The sequence below is a fragment of the Streptomyces sp. NPDC059567 genome, from assembly GCF_042735655.1.
In the GTDB taxonomy this organism is placed as follows: domain Bacteria; phylum Actinomycetota; class Actinomycetes; order Streptomycetales; family Streptomycetaceae; genus Streptomyces.
In genome coordinates this window covers 1-18396 of sequence record NZ_JBHWBS010000023.1, presented here as the reverse complement: position 1 = coordinate 18396, position 18396 = coordinate 1, and the positions used below count along the sequence as shown (strand labels likewise).

The 18396-nt window shown below is 71.5% G+C and carries 19 protein-coding genes; 3 read left to right on the top strand and 16 right to left on the bottom strand.

Going from position 1 to position 18396, the window contains the following annotated elements; translation table 11 throughout:
• Positions 1-40: 40 nt before the first annotated feature.
• The 5 genes from ACFVZW_RS13610 to ACFVZW_RS13590 all read right to left on the bottom strand — a co-directional run bounded on the left by ACFVZW_RS13610 (position 41) and on the right by ACFVZW_RS13590 (position 4366).
• Positions 41-1372, bottom strand: coding sequence for a beta-xylosidase (locus tag ACFVZW_RS13610; RefSeq protein WP_384520495.1), 1332 nt, complete (start codon positions 1370-1372; stop codon positions 41-43).
• A gap of 194 nt (positions 1373-1566) precedes the next feature.
• On the bottom strand, positions 1567-2040 hold the full coding sequence (locus tag ACFVZW_RS13605; RefSeq protein ID WP_384520494.1) for a hypothetical protein: 474 nt from the start codon (positions 2038-2040) through the stop codon (positions 1567-1569).
• Between the two features lie 199 nt (positions 2041-2239).
• A complete protein-coding gene (locus ACFVZW_RS13600) occupies positions 2240-2602 on the bottom strand; it encodes a cytidine deaminase (RefSeq protein ID WP_329120733.1) in 363 nt (120 codons plus the stop codon).
• A gap of 27 nt (positions 2603-2629) precedes the next feature.
• Positions 2630-3358 (bottom strand): hypothetical protein, encoded by a 729-nt coding sequence (locus ACFVZW_RS13595; RefSeq protein WP_384520492.1) that lies wholly within the window; start codon positions 3356-3358, stop codon positions 2630-2632.
• 120 nt (positions 3359-3478) lie between these two features.
• Positions 3479-4366: a helix-turn-helix transcriptional regulator gene (locus ACFVZW_RS13590; RefSeq protein WP_384520490.1), complete on the bottom strand. Its 888-nt coding sequence runs from the start codon at positions 4364-4366 to the stop codon at positions 3479-3481.
• A gap of 91 nt (positions 4367-4457) precedes the next feature.
• On the opposite strand from ACFVZW_RS13590, the gene ACFVZW_RS13585 reads away from it, so the two are divergent.
• Positions 4458-5846: an MFS transporter gene (locus ACFVZW_RS13585; protein WP_384520488.1), complete on the top strand. Its 1389-nt coding sequence runs from the start codon at positions 4458-4460 to the stop codon at positions 5844-5846.
• Positions 5847-5856: 10 nt separating this feature from the next.
• On the opposite strand, the gene ACFVZW_RS13580 is transcribed toward ACFVZW_RS13585, so the two are convergent.
• The 5 genes from ACFVZW_RS13580 to ACFVZW_RS13560 all read right to left on the bottom strand — a co-directional run bounded on the left by ACFVZW_RS13580 (position 5857) and on the right by ACFVZW_RS13560 (position 10254).
• The gene (locus tag ACFVZW_RS13580; RefSeq protein WP_384520487.1) at positions 5857-6210 is read right to left on the bottom strand and encodes an MmcQ/YjbR family DNA-binding protein; all 354 of its coding nucleotides are present in this window, start codon (positions 6208-6210) and stop codon (positions 5857-5859) included.
• Positions 6207-7493, bottom strand: coding sequence for a hemolysin family protein (locus ACFVZW_RS13575; protein ID WP_384520485.1), 1287 nt, complete (start codon positions 7491-7493; stop codon positions 6207-6209). Before ACFVZW_RS13575 ends, ACFVZW_RS13580 begins: the two co-directional genes overlap by 4 nt.
• Positions 7494-7500: 7 nt before the next feature.
• Entirely contained in the window at positions 7501-7998 is a 498-nt protein-coding gene (gene ybeY / locus ACFVZW_RS13570; RefSeq protein ID WP_352187910.1) for an rRNA maturation RNase YbeY, read from the bottom strand.
• 12 nt (positions 7999-8010) lie between these two features.
• Positions 8011-9033, bottom strand: a complete 1023-nt coding sequence (locus ACFVZW_RS13565) for a PhoH family protein (RefSeq protein WP_376433743.1) — start codon at positions 9031-9033, stop codon at positions 8011-8013.
• A gap of 105 nt (positions 9034-9138) precedes the next feature.
• Positions 9139-10254 (bottom strand): carbohydrate kinase family protein, encoded by a 1116-nt coding sequence (locus ACFVZW_RS13560; RefSeq protein ID WP_384520482.1) that lies wholly within the window; start codon positions 10252-10254, stop codon positions 9139-9141.
• Positions 10255-10516: 262 nt separating this feature from the next.
• Here ACFVZW_RS13560 and ACFVZW_RS13555 point away from each other — a divergent pair, with 262 nt between their 5' ends.
• On the top strand, positions 10517-11965 hold the full coding sequence (locus tag ACFVZW_RS13555; protein ID WP_384520481.1) for an MFS transporter: 1449 nt from the start codon (positions 10517-10519) through the stop codon (positions 11963-11965).
• 28 nt (positions 11966-11993) lie between these two features.
• Here the strand turns inward: ACFVZW_RS13555 and ACFVZW_RS13550 are convergent, their stop codons facing one another.
• The 6 genes from ACFVZW_RS13550 to ACFVZW_RS13525 are packed head-to-tail and all read right to left on the bottom strand — an operon-like array spanning position 11994 to position 17812.
• Positions 11994-12992, bottom strand: coding sequence for an adenosine deaminase (locus ACFVZW_RS13550; protein ID WP_384520479.1), 999 nt, complete (start codon positions 12990-12992; stop codon positions 11994-11996).
• Between the two features lie 4 nt (positions 12993-12996).
• Positions 12997-13899: a ribonuclease Z gene (locus tag ACFVZW_RS13545; RefSeq protein ID WP_384520477.1), complete on the bottom strand. Its 903-nt coding sequence runs from the start codon at positions 13897-13899 to the stop codon at positions 12997-12999.
• Between the two features lie 3 nt (positions 13900-13902).
• Positions 13903-14262 (bottom strand): histidine triad nucleotide-binding protein, encoded by a 360-nt coding sequence (locus tag ACFVZW_RS13540; RefSeq protein WP_376433733.1) that lies wholly within the window; start codon positions 14260-14262, stop codon positions 13903-13905.
• 54 nt (positions 14263-14316) lie between these two features.
• Entirely contained in the window at positions 14317-15405 is a 1089-nt protein-coding gene (locus ACFVZW_RS13535) for a tetratricopeptide repeat protein (protein ID WP_384520475.1), read from the bottom strand.
• A complete protein-coding gene (locus ACFVZW_RS13530) occupies positions 15405-16466 on the bottom strand; it encodes a tetratricopeptide repeat protein (protein ID WP_384520473.1) in 1062 nt (353 codons plus the stop codon). Before ACFVZW_RS13530 ends, ACFVZW_RS13535 begins: the two co-directional genes overlap by 1 nt.
• A complete protein-coding gene (locus ACFVZW_RS13525; protein WP_384520471.1) occupies positions 16463-17812 on the bottom strand; it encodes a tetratricopeptide repeat protein in 1350 nt (449 codons plus the stop codon). The genes ACFVZW_RS13530 and ACFVZW_RS13525 overlap by 4 nt, the downstream gene beginning before the upstream one ends.
• 95 nt (positions 17813-17907) lie before the next feature.
• Between ACFVZW_RS13525 and ACFVZW_RS13520 the strand changes: the two genes are divergently transcribed.
• Complete coding sequence (locus ACFVZW_RS13520) at positions 17908-18309, top strand: hypothetical protein (RefSeq protein ID WP_384520470.1); 402 nt, start codon at positions 17908-17910, stop codon at positions 18307-18309.
• Positions 18310-18396 lie beyond the last annotated feature (87 nt).

Here is an 18396-nt window from a genome sequence, read left to right as displayed (position 1 = left end):
GCCGACCGGGTGCGCGCCCGGCCCGCTGTTTCGCTGTGGATCAGCTGAGCGTGAGCGTCAGGACGCCCGCGTACGAGCCGGGCGCGGTGAACGCCGGGACGTCGAGGGAGACCTTGGCGTCGACGGTGAACTCACCGCCGGTGACCGTGCCGTTCGGGGTCGAGGCGAGGGTCGCCCCGCCACTGCCGACCGTGCCCGCCGAGCCGGGGACGCAGGTGCTGGGGCTGCCGGCCTTGGTGGTGCAGGCAGGGGTCCAGCTGAGCTTTCCGGCGCCGATGGAGCCGCCGGGGCCGGTGAAGTCGGTGACCTTGCCGGTCAGGGACCAGCCCGCGGGGCCGCCGCGGAAGTCCTTGACCGTCACCGTCTTCAGATCGCCGGTCGCCGCACCGCCCTGTCCGAAGTCGACGGACGACAGCTGGACCGTGTCACCGGCCTGGGTCATCGACAGTTCGCCCGCCGTGACGGCCGCCGTGAGCTTCTGGCTGTTCGGCGGTTGCGGGGTGTCGTCGATGACGGTGTACGCGGCCGGTCCGGCGCCCTTCTCCGGGTCCCAGGCCGTCCCCTCGTACGCCACGACCCCGGTGGTCGCCTTGTCGTTGACCATCAGACGGGCGGTGAAGCCGCCCTGGCTGTCGGTCGTGACGGTCATCCGGTCGGCGGTCTCCGCCGCGCCGGAGCGGCCGACGACGGTGACCTCGGCGAGCGGGGTGAACTTGGCGCCGGTCACGGTGACCCGGACGCCCGGTGCGCCGGAGGGCGTGCCGAGCGAGATGTTGCGCTCGTTGGCACCCGGCTGCGCGCTCGCCGTGATCGTCTCGGAGACGGGGGCGGGCGGGTTGGTGACCGTACAGGGGGTGTCCAGCTCCATGATGTAGCTGGTGTGGATGTTGTAGTCGCCGGGCGAGAGGGTGATCGAGCCGGGCGCGGTGACCGTGAACGTGCCGGTCATCGAGAACGGCGGGAACGCGCCCTTGCCGGGGACCGGGTCGTTCTTCTTGGGCCCGGTGACGGTGATCGCGCCGGACTGGGCGCCGCCGAGGACGACCTTGCCGCTCGGGGTCATGATGTCGGCCGGGAGGGCCAGGTCGACCGGGTTGGACGCGGCCGGCTTGGTGACCTTGTAGGTGACCGTGACCGTGTCGCCGACCTTGGGCGTGGGCTTGTCCACCGTGATCTCGGCGGTCGTGGTGCCGTCGATGGGCGGGATACCGGCGATCGGCGGCGGGACGCAGTGCGTGGGGAAGTCCACCGCCTGGGACGCGGCCGCCAGTGCGCCGGCCGGAGCGGCCAGCGCGCCGCTTGCGACCGCGAGCGCGGCGACGCCGAGGGCGGCGGTCCAACGCCGTCTTCGGGTCGGGTTTCTCAGTGCCATGTGTGCCCCCTCCTGAGGGATGAGAGGGCGCCATTGACGGCCGCGCGTGAGGAGAAGTCAATGGAATCGAAATGCACCGACTGATGGGCCATCAGATACTGTCAAGATCGATGTTTTGCCTGGTCAGACGCGTATGCAACACAGGTACCGGCGCCGCCTGAGGCGACGCCGGTGAAGGGTGCGACGGGGGCCCGTCAGAAGACGAACGGCCCCGGCGACTGCGAGGTGACCGCATCGCAGTTCACGGTCACCCCGAAGATCGTCATGGTGAGCGCGGTGCCCGCGAAGTACGAGTCGAGACTGTCACCGACGGCCACGGTCCCACTGAGCGGACCGATGGTGACGGACTGGTTCGCGGCGAGCGCCGGGTTCTTCTGGCCGCTGAAGACCCGGGTGCCGCCACCGCCCTTGGCCATCGTCAGCTGGGCGTTGATGGTGTCGGCGCCGACCGCGACCGGCGTCTTGACGGCCGAGGTGAGGGTGATCGTCGCGGCGGTGCCGCTCTGCGTGGCCTGGAGGGTGGCGAGTCCGCCGCCCCAGATCCCGCAGTCGTACGTGGCCGTGGCGGTCCCCGGAGTGACGGCGGCCGCCGCCGGGGCGAAGGCGAGTCCGGTCACGGCGAGCGCGCCCGCGAGGACCGCACCGATTCCTAAGTTGCTGCCTCTCATGAGGTCGTACCCCTTCCCGATGAAGCACGCAGGGGTGCGGACGCTGCGTGAAGGCGTAGATCTGACGGCCCGTCGGACGGACCGCTGTCATTGACGCGCAACGCACCGGGGAAGACAAGAGAGGGTTCGTTGATTCTTCACAAACACACAAAGAGGGCCCGGCGTATCGCCGGACCCCCTCCGTATCTCCCGTCGGACCTCAGCCCGCCGTGACCGCCGCGCGCAGCTGCCCGTCGGGGCCGGCGAGCAGCACCGGGGTCTCGGGCCCACCGAGGTCGCGCACCGCCGCGCGGTCCTCGTCGGAGGCGGCGTCGGCGGTCGAGACGACGGCCGCGGCCTCCAGGGACTGGGCTCCGCTGGCCACGGCCATCGCGACCGCGGTCCGCAGCGCGCTCAGCTTGAGCGACTCCAGGGCCACGGTCCCTGCCACGTACGTGCGGCCGGTCTCGTCCCGTACCGCCGCGCCCTCGGGCACACCGTTGCGGGCGCGGGCGCTGCGCGCCAGCGTGATGATCTTGAGGTCCTCGGCGCCGAGGTCGCCGTGGTCGGGGTTGAGTGTCATGCCCCGAGCATAGGTCGGGGCACCGACTCAGCTCTGCGCGCCCTTGACGAACTTGTCGGTGGCGAGCTTCGCGAGGGCGTCGAAGTCCTTCTTGGCGGTGGCGGCGTCGGCGAGGTGCAGGAACCGCATCACACCGGTGCCCTGACGGACGACGATGAGGTTCGGCTCGATCTTCATGCCGGGCGCGACCTCCAGCGACAGCTGGAAGGCGAGCGCCTCCTCGGCACCCTGCGGAGCGGTGATCTTCTTCACCGCCATCTTCATCTTGTTGCCCTCGGCCTCTGCGGTGAAGTCGGGGCAGGCGTCCAGGGCGCTGCCGAGCTTCTTGATGTAGTCCGCGGCGCCGTCGCCTTCGAAGGTCACGACCTCCTCGGCGATCTCGGAATCGTTGTTACCCACGGCGAAATCGCCGGTCGCGCCCTTGGTGGCGTCGGCTATGTCGCCACCAAGCATGGGGGCGAGCGGCTCGCACGCGGGCTTGTCGACCTTGTAGACCGTCGAGGTCTCCTCGTGCTTGGTGGTCTTCCAGCCGGACGGCAGGTCCTTCACCTCAAGGACCGCGGCCTTCATCTGCGCGGCCGTCAGCGGCGTGGCCGGCTTCGCGGCCGGCGCGGAGGAGGTCTGCTCGGCAGCCGGCTTGTCGGCCGCCTTGTCCTTGCCGGCATCGTCCGAGGCACCGCCGCCGCACGCGGCGGTGAGGGAGAGCGCGGAGACGGTGAGGGCCGCGGCGAGGCCGTGACGAAGGCGAGTGCGCATGAGGAAGTGCCCCTTGGGAGTACGAGGGTGAGCGGAATGTCCCGTACACCGCATCGCGATGATCGGATCGCGTGGAGGATATAGGGAGGGTGTGACGTTTCCGTGTACGGGCCCCCCGGATCAGCCCGCGATCGGGTACATCGCCCCGCGCCGCCCCTCCGGGGAGACCAGCCACTCCAGCTTCGCGGCCGTGTCGCCCAGCGGCAGCGGGGTGTGCATGATGATCGTCAGGTCGGGGCGGGCCGGCACCCGCAACTGCGTGGACTCCACGTGCAGGACGCCGACGAGCGGGTGCTCGATCTCCTTGCGGATCTGGCCGCCCGGGGAGACGTCCCGCCGCTCCCACAGCTCGGCGAACTCCTCGCTCGCCGCCTTCGCCTCCTCCACCACCGCACGGAACCCCTCGTCGTCGGGGCACTCCGAGCAGGCGGCCCTGAACTGGGCGACGACCTGCGGCGCGAGCCGCCGCCAGTCGGTCGACCGGGAGCGGTAGATCGGGTCGGTGAAGAACGAGACGAGGCAGTTCTGCGAGATCTCGGGACGCATCCCGAGGACGACGGCCGCCGACTCGTTGTACATGATCGTGTTCCAGTACGCGTCCATGATGTGCGCCGGGAACGGCATCCACGCGTCGATCAGCCGGCGCAGCCCCGCGCACATGTCCCGTGCCTCCGGATCGACCTCCGGCGCGGGCGGGTTGAGTCCGGCGAGGACGTACAGGTGACGCCGCTCCGCCCCGCTGAGCCGCAGCACCCGCGCCACCGAGTCGAGCACCTGCGGCGAGACCGTGATGTCCCGGCCCTGCTCCAGCCATTGGTACCAGGAGACCCCGACGCCCGCGAGGACGGCGACCTCCTCACGGCGCAGGCCGGGCGTACGGCGACGGGCGCCGCCGTCCGGCAGGCCGGCGTCGGCCGGGGTGACCCGGGCCCGACGGCTCATCAGGAACTCGCGCAGTTCGGCCAGTCGGTGCCCCTTGGCGTCCGTGCTCTCGACCGCTGTGGCCACGTGTGCTTCTCCCCCGGGATGCCTGGTGGTGCGACCAACAGGATAAGTTCCCGCTCCCCACGGTTGTTCCCGCGCGCCGAGGGTGGTCGCCATGGCAACGACCCTCGCTCCCCCGAACCCGACCCAGCCGGCCCTGACCGGCCGCTCCCGGCTCATCCTCTTCGTGCTGTGCGCCGCCCAGTTCATGGTCGCCCTGGACTTCTCCGTACTGAACGTGGCGCTGCCCGTGCTCGGCGCCGATCTCGGTCTCGACGCGTCCGCGCTGCAGTGGGCGGTGACCGCGTTCGCCCTGCCGTCCGGCGGGTTCCTGCTCCTGTTCGGCCGCATCGGCGACCTCTACGGGCGCAAGAAGCTGTTCCTCGCGGGACTCGCGCTCTTCGGCGCGGCCTCGCTGCTCGCCACCTTCGCCTGGGACCCCGCCTCGTTCCTCGCCGGGCGCGCCCTGCAGGGCCTGGGCGCGGCGGCGATCGTGCCGACCGGCATGTCCCTGCTGACCACCACGTTCCCGGAGGGCCCGCAGCGCGACCGGGCGCTCGGCATCTCGGGCACCCTGCTCTCGCTCGGCTTCACGATCGGCATGGTCCTCGGCGGTGTCATGACCGACACCCTCGGCTGGCGCTCGACGATGGGCCTGCTCGCCCTGTTCACGCTGATCGTGCTGCCGCTGGCACCGGGCCTGCTGCCCGAGTCGCGCACCCCCGACCGGCCCCGGCTCGACGTGCCGGGCGCGGTGACCGTGACGGGCGGTCTGCTCGCCCTGATCTACGCCCTGTCGACGGCGGCCGAGCGCGGCTTCGGCGGCGCTGACGTCCTGGTGACGCTGGTGGCCGGGGTGCTGCTGCTCGGCGCGTTCGTGGTCGTCGAGTCGAGGCACGCCGCCCCGCTGGTCTCGCTGCCGATGCTGCGCCGGCGCACGATCGCGTTCGGCAACCTGGGCGGTCTGATCACCTTCTCGATGATGTCCGCCGTCATCTTCGTGCTGACCCTGTACCTGCAGGAGACGCTGGGGCTCTCGGCCTTCGCCACCGGCCTGGTCTTCGGTGTGCAGGGCGTCGTGTCCGTGTTCGCCGGGACGATCGCCCCGAAGGTGATCGGCCGGTTCGGCGCGCGACGCGTCCTGGTCCTCTCGCTCGCGGGGCAGGGACTGTTCGTGGCGACGCTGCTCGCCATCGGCACGGAGTCGGGCGCGATCCTCGCGGGGGTCGGCGTCTCGCTGGCGTCCATATGCCACCTGGGCGCGATCATCTCGTACGGGGTGACCGTCACCTCCGGCGTCCCGGACGAGGAGCAGGGCCTGGCGACCGGCCTGGTCACCACCACCCAACAGATCGGCCTCACCGTCGGGATCCCGCTGCTCGGGGTGCTCGCCACGACAGGCGGGGACCTGTACGGAGGAGTCCGCACGGTCCTCGCCCTGGACGCGGCGATCGTGCTCGTGACGGCGGCGCTGATCGGCCTGGGACTGCGGCGGCAGTCCTGAACCAAGGGGGCTACGGCCGGTCGAGGCGGAGCCGTACCGCCTTCGGCAGGCCCGCGACCACCAGGTCGTAGGAGTCCTCGATGAGCTCCCGGACCATCCGGTCCGGGAGCCCGCCGACCGTCACGGTGTTCCAGTGGCGCTTGTTCATGTGATAGCCGGGGGCGACGGCCGGATACTCCTCGCGGAGCCGTACGGCCTCCTCCGGCTCGCACTTGAGGTTGACGCTCAGCGGCCGGCCGTCGAGCGAGGCCAGCGCGAACATCTTCCCGGCGACCTTGAAGACGGAGGTGTCCGGCCCGAAGGGGAACTCCTCCGTCGCGTCGTTGAAGTCCAGGCAGAAGGCACGCAGCTGGTCGGGGGTCATTCCGGCTTCTCCTCCGGTTCCACGAGTACGGTGACGATCTTGTTCCGCCGGCCTGCCGGGGACTCGGCCGTCAGCCGCAGCGTGCGGCCGTCCGGCAGTTGCACCTTCGCCTTCGCACCCGCGATCGGCACCCGGCCCAGCGCCTTGGCCAGGAGTCCGCCGACGGTCTCCACGTCCTCGTCGTCGTACTCGTCCGGGCCGAAGCCGTACAGCTCGCCGAGGTCCCCGATGTCGAGGCGGGCGGTGACGCGGTAGCGGTCGTCGCCCAGCTCCTCGACCGGCGGCAGCTCACGGTCGTACTCGTCGGTGATCTCGCCGACGATCTCCTCCAGGATGTCCTCGATCGTGACGATCCCGGCCGTGCCGCCGTACTCGTCGATGACGACGGCGACGTGGTTGCGCTCCTGCTGCATCTCGCGCAGCAGATCGCCCGCGTTCTTGGTGTCCGGCACGAAGGCGGCGGCGCGCATCGCCGTGGAGACGAGGTCGGCCTCGGCATCGCGGTTGATGTGCGTCTTGCGGACCAGGTCCTTCAGATACACGATGCCGACGATGTCGTCCTCGTTCTCCCCCGTGACGGGGATCCGCGAGAAGCCGGAGCGCAGTGCGAGCGTGAGCGCCTGACGGACCGTCTTGAACCGCTCGATGCAGATCAGGTCCGTGCGGGGCACCATGACCTCCCGTACGAGCGTGTCGCCGAGCTCGAAGACGGAGTGCACCATCCGGCGCTCCTCGTCCTCGATCAGCGACTCCTGCTCGGCGAGGTCCACCATCGCCCGCAGCTCGGCCTCCGAGGCGAAGGGGCCCTTGCGGAAGCCCTTGCCGGGGGTGAGCGCGTTGCCGATGAGGATCAGCAACTGCGGGATCGGGCCCATGATCCGGGCCAGCGGCAGCAGGACGTACGCGGAGGCGGTCGCCGTGTTCAGCGGGTGCTGCCGGCCGATGGTGCGCGGCGAGACGCCGACGGCCACGTACGACACCAGCACCATCACCGCGATGGCGACGAGCAGCGCCTCCCAGGTCTCGGAGAACTCCTCCAGACAGGCGTACGTGACGAGGACCCCGGCCGCCATCTCGCAGGAGACGCGCACGAGCAGCGCCACGTTGAGGTAGCGGGTGGGGTCGGAGGCGACCTGCGCGAGCTTCTCGGCGCCGCGCCGCCCCGACCGGACGGCCTCGTCGGCGCGGAAGCTGGAGACGCGCGCGATACCGGCCTCGGCACACGCGGCCAGCCAGGCGACGATCACCAGGCCGACCGCGCCGAGAATCAGCGATGCGTTCATCGGGGGCTCAGGAGACGGTCGGCGCGGGGGACGGGCCGGTGAGGCCCTTCTCCGCGCGCCAGCCGTCGACGATGGCCGCCTGGAGGCCGAACATCTCGGCCTTCTCGTCGGGCTCCTCGTGGTCGTAGCCGAGCAGGTGCAGCACCCCGTGAACGGTGAGGAGCTGGAGCTCCTCGTCCATGGAGTGCTGCGTCGGCGCGTCCTTGCCCTGCTGGGTGGCGACCTCGGGGCAGAGCACGATGTCGCCGAGGAGCCCCTGCGGGGGCTCCTCGTCGTCCTTCGTCGGCGGGCGCAGCTCGTCCATCGGGAAGGACATGACGTCCGTCGGGCCCGGCAGGTCCATCCACTGGATGTGGAGCTGCTCCATCGCCTCCGCGTCCACGACGATCACCGAGAGCTCGGAGAGCGGGTGGATGCGCATCCGCGCGAGGGCGTAGCGGGCGATGTCGAGGATCGCCTGCTCGTCGACCTCGGTTCCGGACTCGTTGTTGACGTCGATCGACATGGTGCTTCTGCGCTACTTCCCGTTGCGGCTGTCGTACTGCTCGTACGCGTCGACGATACGGCCGACGAGCTTGTGCCGGACGACATCCTGCGACGTGAGCATCGAGAAGTGGACGTCCTGGACTCCGTCGAGGATGTCCCGGACCTGACGCAGACCGCTCTTCGTACCGCCGGGGAGGTCGACCTGGGTGATGTCACCGGTGATGACGATCTTCGATTCGAAGCCGAGGCGGGTGAGGAACATCTTCATCTGCTCGGGGTTCGTGTTCTGCGCCTCGTCGAGGATGATGAACGCGTCGTTGAGCGTCCGTCCTCGCATGTAGGCCAGCGGCGCGACCTCGATCGTGCCCGAGGCCATCAGCTTCGGGATCGAGTCGGGATCGAGCATGTCGTGCAGCGCGTCGTACAGCGGCCGCAGATACGGGTCGATCTTCTCGTAGAGCGTGCCGGGCAGGAAGCCGAGCCGCTCGCCCGCCTCGACGGCGGGCCGGGTCAGGATGATCCTGGTGACCTGCTTGGACTGCAGGGCCTGGACCGCCTTGGCCATGGCCAGATACGTCTTGCCGGTGCCCGCGGGGCCGATGCCGAAGACGATCGTGTGCTTGTCGATCGCGTCGACGTACCGCTTCTGGTTGAGGGTCTTGGGGCGGATGGTGCGGCCGCGGCTGGAGAGGATGTTCTGGGTGAGCACCTCGGCCGGGGTCTCCTGGCCTGCCTCCGCCTTGCCGTTCTCGCTCGCCCTGAGCATGGCGATCGAGCGTTCCACTGCGTCCTCCGTCATCGGCTGTCCGGTGCGGAGCACCAGCATCATCTCGTCGAACAGGCGCTGGATCAGAGCGACTTCCGCCGCCTCGCCCACCGCGCTGACCTGGTTGCCCCGGACATGGATGTCGGCCTTCGGGAACGCCTTCTCGATCACGCGCAGGAGGGCGTCACCGGAGCCGAGAACGGTCACCATCGGATGCTTGGCGGGGACGGTGAAGTGGGCGCGGGTCTCGCCCGGCGCACCATTGGGGGCTGTGGGTGTCTGAGTCATGGGCCGGCACTGTGGCCTGCACATACCTCCCGTTGCAGGGTTCTCGCTGCTCGACAACCTCTGGGCTACAAGCCTACGACTTGTCACTGACAAGGCCGAAGGCTTTTACGAGTGCGCTGCCCGGAACCCGATGGTCGGCACCGCCCGGCGCAGCGGCCAGGGACGGGAGCCCGCGGGGAGGAGGGGTTCCAGGAAGGCGTAGCGGCCGCGCAGGGCCTCCGGGTCCTGGCAGACGTGTTCCTGGACGTGCTCCCACCAGGCGGCGACCTCGCCCCAGCCGGGCGCGGAGAGCGAGCCGCCGAACTCCTGCACCGACAGCGCCGCGATGAGCCCGGCGAAGGCCAGCCGGTCGGCGAGCGGCCAGCCCGCGAGCGTCCCGGTGACGAAACCGGCCACGAAGACGTCGCCGGCGCCGGTCGGGTCGAGGGCGGAGACCTCGATGGCCGGCACCTCGGCGGTCTCTCCGGTGGCCCCGTCGACCGCGTAGGCACCCTCCGCACCCAGGGTGACCACCGCGTAACGGACCTTGTCCGCGAGCGCGCGGGCGGCGGCCCGGGGGCAGTCGGTGCGGGTGTACCGCATCGCCTCCTGCGCGTTGGGCAGGAACGCCTCGCAGTGCTCCAGGTCGCCCAGGCCGTTCAGGTCCCAGCGGCCGGTGTCGTCCCAGCCGACGTCGGCGAAGACCTTCGCGCCGCCGCGTGCGGCCTGCGCGACCCACTCCTCGCCGCGCCCGGGGACGAGCGAGGCGACCGCGGCGCGGGCATGCGGCGGGTAGGCGGGCAGGGCGCCGTCCAGGGGCGGGGCCTCGTGTCCGTGGGAGACCATCGTGCGTTCGCCCTCGTACGCCATGGAGACGGTGACCGGGGAGTGCCAGCCGGGCACGGTCCGGGAGAGCGAGAGATCGATGCCCTCGCCCTGCTCCAGGGCGTCCCAGCAGTACTCGCCGTAGTGGTCGTCGCCGAAGGCGGCGGCGAGCGAGGTGCGCAGGCCGAGGCGGGCGAGGGCGGTGGCCATGTTGGCGACGCCGCCGGGGCTGGAGCCCATGCCGCGGGCCCACGACTCGGTGCCGCGGACGGGGGCGCTGTCGAGGCCGGTGAAGATGATGTCGAGGAACACCGTGCCGGTGAGGAAGACGTCGCATTGCGGGTCGGTGGGCTCGCGCAGGCACACCAACGGGTCGACCCCGACGTCGCGTTGCTGGTCTCCCCTTGCTGTGGTCACGGCGACCTCCCCGAACGTGGTGCGGATCAGGTCAGTGTGCCTGATGGGGGTCGGGTGGCGGGGGTGACGCAGTCAGGAAAGCGGGCGCATCTACCCGGGGAATCCGACCCCAAACCCATAGTGACCCACATCACAGGAAGAAGGGGCGGATTTCGGCCTGTCCGGGCTTCTCCGGGCCCTCGGTTGCTTGATACATATGTCCCGCGATCCCGTGCAACACCGGGCGCTCCTCCCCCCCTCTCCTTTGTTCCCTGGAACGCCCATGTTGTCGCGCCCGCGTGCCCTGGGGCCCCTCGTCGTCCTGTTCACGGCCGGTTATCTCGCCCCGTACCTGCTTCCGACCGTCGTCGGCCGGCTCTCCGCCGGACTCGGTCTCACCCCGGCCCAGGCGGGCCTGGTGGGATCGGTTCTCCTCCTCGCCTCCGCCGCGGCCGGCTTCACCCTGGCCGCGCGCGTGGAGCGGTTCGGGCCGCGCCGGGCGGCACGGGCCGGGCTGCTCGCCATGTGCGTCGGCTACGGCGCGGCGGCGCTCACCGCGAGCGTTCCGCTGGTGATCGGCGGCGCGGTGGTGGGCGGATTCGGCTCGGGTACGACGCTGGCGGTGGCCGCGGCGGGCATCGCGGCGCAGCAGGACCCGCACCGGGCCTCGACGCTGGGCCTGCTCTCGGTCTCGGCCACGGCCGGCGCGCTCTACCTCACCCTCCCCAACCTCGGCGGCGGCCACGCGCTGCCGTTCGCGTCGATCGCACTGGCGGCGGCACTGGTGTGGCCCCTGACGGGCGGCTTGGCGGGCGGGACCGGAGGGGCGGGGCAGTCTTCGGGGACGGCAGGTAAGGCCAGCCGCCACACGGAGACGCTGAGCAGGGACGACCGCCCCGCGGAGACGCCGAGCTGGGCCGATCGGCACGTCGAGGCGCCGAGCAGGACCGACCACCGCGTCGAGACGCCGGGCAAGGGCTCGCCGCTCCCCCACCGGCGTTCCGGCCTCGTCCTCGCCGCCGCGATCCTGCTCTGGTCCATGGCGCAGAACGCCCTCTGGGGCGTGAGCGGCCGGATCGGCATCACCCAGGCCGGACTCGGCGAGGTCACCGTCGGCGCGATCTTCGCCGTGGCGCTGGGTGCCGGACTCGCGGGCGTCACGGCGGCCGGGGCGCTCGGCTCGCGGCTGGGCCGCGCGGTCCCGATCGGGGCCGGTACGGCGATCATCGCCGGTTGCGTCCTGGTCAGTTCGAGCGCCGGGAGCCTGCCCGCCTTCGCGACGGGCGAGATCCTCTGGAACCTCTTCTACCCGGTCGTCCTGTCCTATCTGCTGGGCCTCGCCGCCTCCCTGGACCCGCGCGGCCGCTGGGCCGTTCTCGTCGGCTCGGCGTCCTCCCTGGGCGTGGCCTGCGGCCCGGTCGTCGGCAGCGTCCTGTCGGAGCAGGCGGGGTACCCGGGCATGGGCGTGGCGCTCTGCGCCCTGCTCCTGCTGGTCGCGGGCCCGATGACCGCGGTCGCCCTGCACACCTCGGGCCGCCCGCTGGTCCCCGGCTCCGTCCGGCGCCGCGGCGGCGCCCCGGCCGCGGTGCTCGCGGGTACGACGACCGCCGCGACGGGTCTGGTCCCGCAGATGGGAGCCCCGGAGCAGGAGGTCACCGAGATCCCGCTCCGCGCGCGCCGCCGCGCCGACCGCCGAGCCTTCCGCCTGGCCCGCCCGAGCGACCGCGGCTGACGGCGCGTTCCTTTCCCTGCCCCGCCCCCTACTCCCCGTCGAAGTCGTACGCCTCCACCTCGGCGAGGTACCGAGCCCGCCGCTCCTCTTCGTCGTCGAGGAACGACGCCTCGAAGGAGTTGCGGGCCAGCGTCCGGAGCTGCTCCCGGTCCAGCCCCAGCGCACCCCGCACCGCGTCGAACGTGTCGCCCACGTAGCCGCCGAAGTACGCCGGGTCGTCGGAGTTGACCGTCGCCATGAGCCCGGCGGCCAGCATCGACGCCAGCGGGTGGTCCTCCAGGACGTCGATCGCCCGCAGGCGGACGTTCGACAGCGGGCAGAGCGTGAGCGGTACCCGCTCGCGCACGAGACGTGACACCAGCTCGGGGTCCTCCATGCAGCGCAGCCCGTGGTCGACCCGCTCCACGCCGAGGACGTCCAGGGCCTCACGGATGTACGCCGGCGGGCCCTCCTCGCCCGCGTGGGCGACCTTGCGCAGACCGAGCGCCTCCGCCGCCGCGTACACCTCGCGGAACTTCGACGGCGGGTGGCCGACCTCCGCCGAGTCCAGGCCGACACCGGTGATCCGGTGCAGATACGGCTTCGCGGCCTCCAGCGTCGCCATCGCCGACTCGGCGGACTCGTCACGCAGGAAGCACATGATCAGCCGCGTCGAGACGCCGTGCCGCTGCTCGGCCCGGTCGAGGGCGCGGGCCAGCCCCTCGATCACCGTCCCGATGGGGATCCCGCGGGCCGTGTGCGCCTGCGGGTCGAAGAAGATCTCCGCGTGCCGCACGCCCTGCGCCGCCGCGCGCGCCAGGTACGCGTCGGCGAGCTCGGTGAAGTCGTCGGCGGTGTGCAGGACGGCCATCAGCCCGTAGTACAGGTCCAGGAACGACTGCAGATCGCTGAAGAGGTACGCCTTGCGCAGCTCCTCGGTGTCCGCGTACGGCAGGGTCACGCCGTTTCGGGCGGCGAGCGCGAACGCCAGCTCGGGTTCGAGGGTGCCTTCGATGTGGAGGTGGAGTTCGGCCTTGGGGAGGGGCATGGATCTATCTTTTCGGTAGGGGGACCCTCATGAGGTCCTGGGCAATGCTCAGCTCGCCGTCGAACCCGGCCGCCCGCGCCTGTCGTTCGAACTCCGCGGGATCGCTGTACCGCTGCGAGAAGTGGGTCAGGACCAGGTGCCGCACCCCCGCGTCGCGGGCGACGGCGGCGGCCTGTCCGGCCGTCAGATGGCCGTGGTCGGCGGCGAGCCGGACGTCCTCGTCGAGGAAGGTCGACTCGATGACGAGCATGTCGGCGCCCTCGGCGAGCGCATGCACACCGTCGCAGAGCCGGGTGTCCATGACGAACGCGAACCGCTGCCCGCGCCGGACCTCGCTGACCTCCTCCAGCGTCACGCCGTTCAGGACGCCCTCGCGCTGGATCAGGCCGACGTCCGGACCCTTGATGCCGTGCGCGGCGAGCCGTTCGGGCAGGATGCGGCGCCCGTCGGGCTCGGTGAGCCGGTAGCCGTACGACTCCACCGGGTGCGAGAGCTTGTACGCGTCGAGGGTGTACGCCTCGGTGGCGGCGAGGATGCCGTCGACGGCCACCGGGGCCTCCGTCAGCTTCACCGTCTCGCGGTAGGCCGTCGCGTACCGCAGTCGCTCGAAGAAGCGCTGCCCGCTCGCCGGGTAGTGCGCGGTGACCGGGTGCGGGACCTGGTCGAGGTTGATCCGCTGGATCACACCCGCCAGGCCCAGGGAGTGGTCTCCGTGGAAGTGCGTGATGCAGATCCGGTCGATGTCGTGGGCGGCCACCCCGGCGCGCAACATCTGGCGCTGAGTGCCCTCGCCCGGGTCGAAGAGGACGCCCTGTCCGTCCCAGCGCAGCAGATAGCCGTTGTGGTTGCGGTGCCGGGTCGGGACCTGGCTGGCGGTCCCGAGCACGACGAGTTCACGTAGGGACACGTCTTATCCGGGGGGCCAGTTGAGACCGCGGCCGCCGAGGACGTGCGCGTGGGCGTGGAAGACGGTCTGGCCCGCGCCGGCCCCGGTGTTGAAGACGATCCGGAAGCCGCTGCCGTCGACCTTCTCCTGCGCGGCGATCTCGCCGGCCTCGCGCAGCACGTCGGCGGCGATGGTCGGCGCCGCGGTGGCGAGCGTGGCGGCGTCGGGGTAGTGGACGCGCGGGATGACGAGCACGTGCGTGGGTGCCTGCGGGTTGATGTCCCGGAAGGCGACGGTCGTCTCCGTCTCGCGCACGATCGTGGCCGGGACCTCCCCGTCCGCGATCTTGCAGAACAGGCAGTCGCTCTGCGGCTCTCCGGCCATGGCCCGGGCCTCCTCGCCTTGGTGATCAGTCACCCGGGCATCGTATCGGCCGTGTCACCGGCCGCGCTCGGCCGTGGGGGCGCGGCGCTGCAGGGCGGAGCGGCTGACCCAGTAGGTGATGATCACGATCCAGAACAGCGGATAGCCGAGCGCCCCGACGACGGACGCGTCCAGCGTCCACAGCGCCATCGAGACCAGCGAGTGCAGGCCGAGCAGTCCGACGGCGAGCGCCATGGCCAGCACGGGCCGGCAGTTGCGTGCCACGAGGAGCAGGGGGCGGCGCAGCCGCTGCGGTACGCGCCGGGTGATCCACACCGCCCAGCCGGCCCAGTGGCCGACGAGGACGACCGCGCCGATCGCGTACGGGACGAAGGCCTCTGCGCCCGACGAGCCGGTCCGCAGCGACGCCGAGCCGATGGCGGCGGCGACGAAGCCGAGCAGGGCCACCCAGCGGGCTCCGGCGGCGGTGCCCCAGGCCATGGTCTCCAGGTTGTAGCGGGCCTGCCGGTCGTTCATGTCGAGGGCGGCCGACTCGACGAAGCCCTCGGCGGCCTTCGTCCAGGACCCGGGCCTCAGCCAGCGGCGGCGCAGATGCAGCAGGGAGAGGTTGTTGTGGGCCTCGCTGCTCTGCGGGTCGAGTCGCAGCGCCGTCTCGTAAGCCTGCTTGGCGATGTCGTGGTTGCCGGTGCGCTGCGCGGTGAGCCCGACGAGGAAGTGCGCGTCGCTCTCCTCCGGGGCGAGAGCGACGGCGGTCCGGGCCGCTTCGTACGCCTCGCGCCGGCGCTCGGTGCGGACGGACCGGTCGAGGACGGTGCCGAGGGCGTAGTGGCTTCCCCAGTACTGCGGGGCGAGTTCGACGGAGTGCCGGGCGGCCCGCTCCGCCTCCTCGTACCTCTTCAGCGCGAGCAGGATGTGTGTACGCATCAGCCAGGCCGGCAGCGAGTCGGGTTCGGCGCGCAGGGCCTCTTCGACGGCGTCGAACGCCTCCTGCTCGCGGCCCAGGCGGTGCCTGCAGCGGGCCAGCAGGACCAGCGCGGCGGCGTCCTGCGGGTCGGTGGCCAGGTGCTGGGCGACGAGGGCGGCCGCCTGCTCGTACCGACCGACGTCGAAGAGCGCGTCGGCCCTGTCCAGGGGTTGGCTCATCAGACGTTGTTCCGGTCGTGGGTGATGCTGAGCAGGTTCGGTACGAGTCCGAGCCAGAACAGGACCTGGGGGACCGTCCGGTCGGTCCACGGCACGAGGACGATCAGCAGGGCGCAGAGCGTGGCGAGGACGGCCTGCCCGAGGACCACGCGGGGCCAGAACAGCCGCCGTACGAGGTCGCGTACCGTCAGCTTCGCGCCGGTGCGCATCCGCAGATAGCGGCGCAGGGCGCCGAAGCCCCACACGGCCGCCATCAGCGCGAGTGCCCAGAGCCGGGTGCCGAGGTGGATCGGGAGGTCCTTCGGCTCCTCGCCGTCGGTGGGGAAGACGTCGAGGGTGACGCCCGCCATCACCAGGCAGAGCAGGGCGAGCCAGCGGGTGCCGCGCAGCATCCGGTAGACGGCCTTGTCGAGGTTCGTGCGCAGGGCGTCGGAGTCGGGGGCCGCGGCGAGTCCGCTCGCGTACATGTCGGCGGCCTCGGCGGCGGACGTGCCGGGTCTCGCGGCCTCGCGCTCGGTGCTCACGGTGACGGCGAGGGAGTGCGTGGGGTCGATTCGGATGAGTTCCCGGACGGCCTCGTCGGCCAGCTCGGTCCGCTCGTGGAACGAGGCGACCTTGTACATGGTCTGCCATGTGTAGGTCACGTCCGGCCCGATCCGCACCGCCGCGTGGGCCTGTTCCAGTGCCTCCTCCGGTCGTTCCGGGACCAGTTCGAGGAGCAGTTCGGCGAGGTGCCGACGCGGACCCCAGGCGTACGGGTCGATCCGGATCGCCTCACGCTGGGCCGTCTCGGCGTCCTTCAGCCGCCCGAGATGGCGCAGCGCCACGCCGCGTACGAAGTGGGCCTCGAGGTACAGGGGTTCGAGCCGGAGCGACTCGACGGCGGCGGCGAGGGCCTCTGAGGGCCGCCCGAGGCCGATCAGGCACTGGCCCAGCACGGACCACGCGTGGTGGTCGTCGGGGTCCTCGGCGAGGCGGCGGCCGATCAGCTCGTAGGCCTCCTCGTCCCGCGCCATCTCGTAGAGCAGGCTGGCCCGTTGGACCTGCGGATGGGGGCTCACAGCTTCCGCTTCTTCTTGAGGTAGGCGACCAGGTCGTCGTACATGCCGCCGTCGTTGGCGAACATCGCCACGTTGCGGGCGGAGGCGAACCACGACTCGCTGGACGGCTTGATCTGCTTCGCCGCGCCCAGCAGGTCCTTCATGTTGATCAGGCGCACGGTGCCGGTGCGGGCGGAGTCGAGGAGCGCGGACTCGGCGGCCGTCTCGCAGAGATGGGCGAGGTCGGCGCCGGAGAAGTCCTCGGTGGCCTTGACGAGTTTGCCGAGGTCGACCGATTCGATGGGGCGCTCGCGCAGGTGGTAGCGGAGGATCGCCTCGCGGGCGGGGGCGTCGGGCGGCAGCACGAGCAGGGTGCGGTCGAGGCGGCCGGGGCGGCGCAGCGCGAGGTCCACGTCCCAGGGGACGTTGGTGGCGGCGAGCACGAAGACGCCTTCGTTCTCGGCCCCGTCGATGCCGTCGAGCTCGGTGAGGAGCTGGTTGACGACGTTGCGCAGTCCGCTGTGGTGGGTACGGGAGCGCTTGGCGCCGAGGGCGTCGAGCTCGTCGAGGAAGACGACGCAGGGGGCCTGGGCGCGGGCGGTCTCGAAGATGTCGTGGACGTTCTTCTCGGACGAGCCGATGTACATGTCCAGGATGTCCGAGAGCGAGATCGACATGAAGCTCGCGCCCAGCTCACCGGCGACGGCGCGGGCGATGAACGTCTTGCCGCAGCCGGGCGGACCGTAGAGCAGCAGGCCGCCGCGGAGTGACTTGCCGTACAGCTTGCGGAGTTCGGGGTTGCGCATGGGGGCGAGGAAGGCGGCCTCCAGGCGGTCCTTGACCTCCCGCATCCCGCCGACGTCGGCAAGGCGTACGGAGCCGGGGGCGTCGATGTCCCAGGCGGAGGCGTCCCCGGGGTCGCCGCTGCCGTCGGCCGTCAGCGGCTGCTCCAGATCACCACCGGTGCCGCTCTCGACGAACCGGGGCCCGACGAGGTCCCCGACCTCCTGCTCGGCCTTGTCCCAGTCGAAGCCGGAGGGCTGGGTGGGGGTCACGGGGGCTGCCGGGTCCGCGGGGGCTGTGCGGGCCGCGGGCGCCGAGGCGGCTTCGGGGGCCGCGGGGGCTTCGGCGGCCGATGTGGGGGCTGCCGGGGCGACGGCGGGCAGTCCCATCGCGCGGACCATCAGCGCACGTGCCGCCTCGTCACCCGGCGCGCGCTGGAGCGCGACGGCAGCCTCGGTGACGGCCTCGTCCCCGCGGCCCTCGGCGAGGAGCAGTTCGGCGAAGTGGAGCCGCAGGGGCACGTCTTCGGGCGCGGCGGCGACCGCGGCGCGCAGACTACGGATCAGGGGAGACTCGTCGGACATGCGGCCAGCCTATGAAGGAACCCGGCGCCCGCGTCCACCGGGTTCCCGAACAATCGGCTTCCCGAACCACCGGGTTCCCGAACTACTGTGGGCCGATGCGACGAAAACGCGCACCGCGCCGACTGGTGGTGGACGACGCGGTCTGGGTCTGGACGGTCGGGCATCTCCATCCGCCCTGTCGGGAACTGCTCACGCTGCGGCGCGCCGACATCCCGCACGGCCTCCTGCGCCTGGTGTTCCAGGAGGGCCCGGGCCGGGTGACGCAGGGCGGGACGATGGGCCAGGGCCAGGTCGCGGACACCAAAGACGGCTACCTCAACCTCAACAAGCCCGGGGTGGTACGCCGTTTCGTGGACGAGGCCACGGCTCGCGGCCTCCTCCCCACCACTCCCGGCGTACGCGAGATCGACGGCTGGCCGCTGTTCGACGCGCTGGTGGCGCAGGAGAACGGGGTGGACCGGGGCGTGTCCGACCCTGATCCGCCGGACACGCCCTAGTAGTGCTTCGTTAGGTTCTGAGTCTGGTTCTGTTGCGGGGCAGGCGTCGGCCGCAGGTGGTGCAGGTGCCGGTCCAGCACTGCAGCA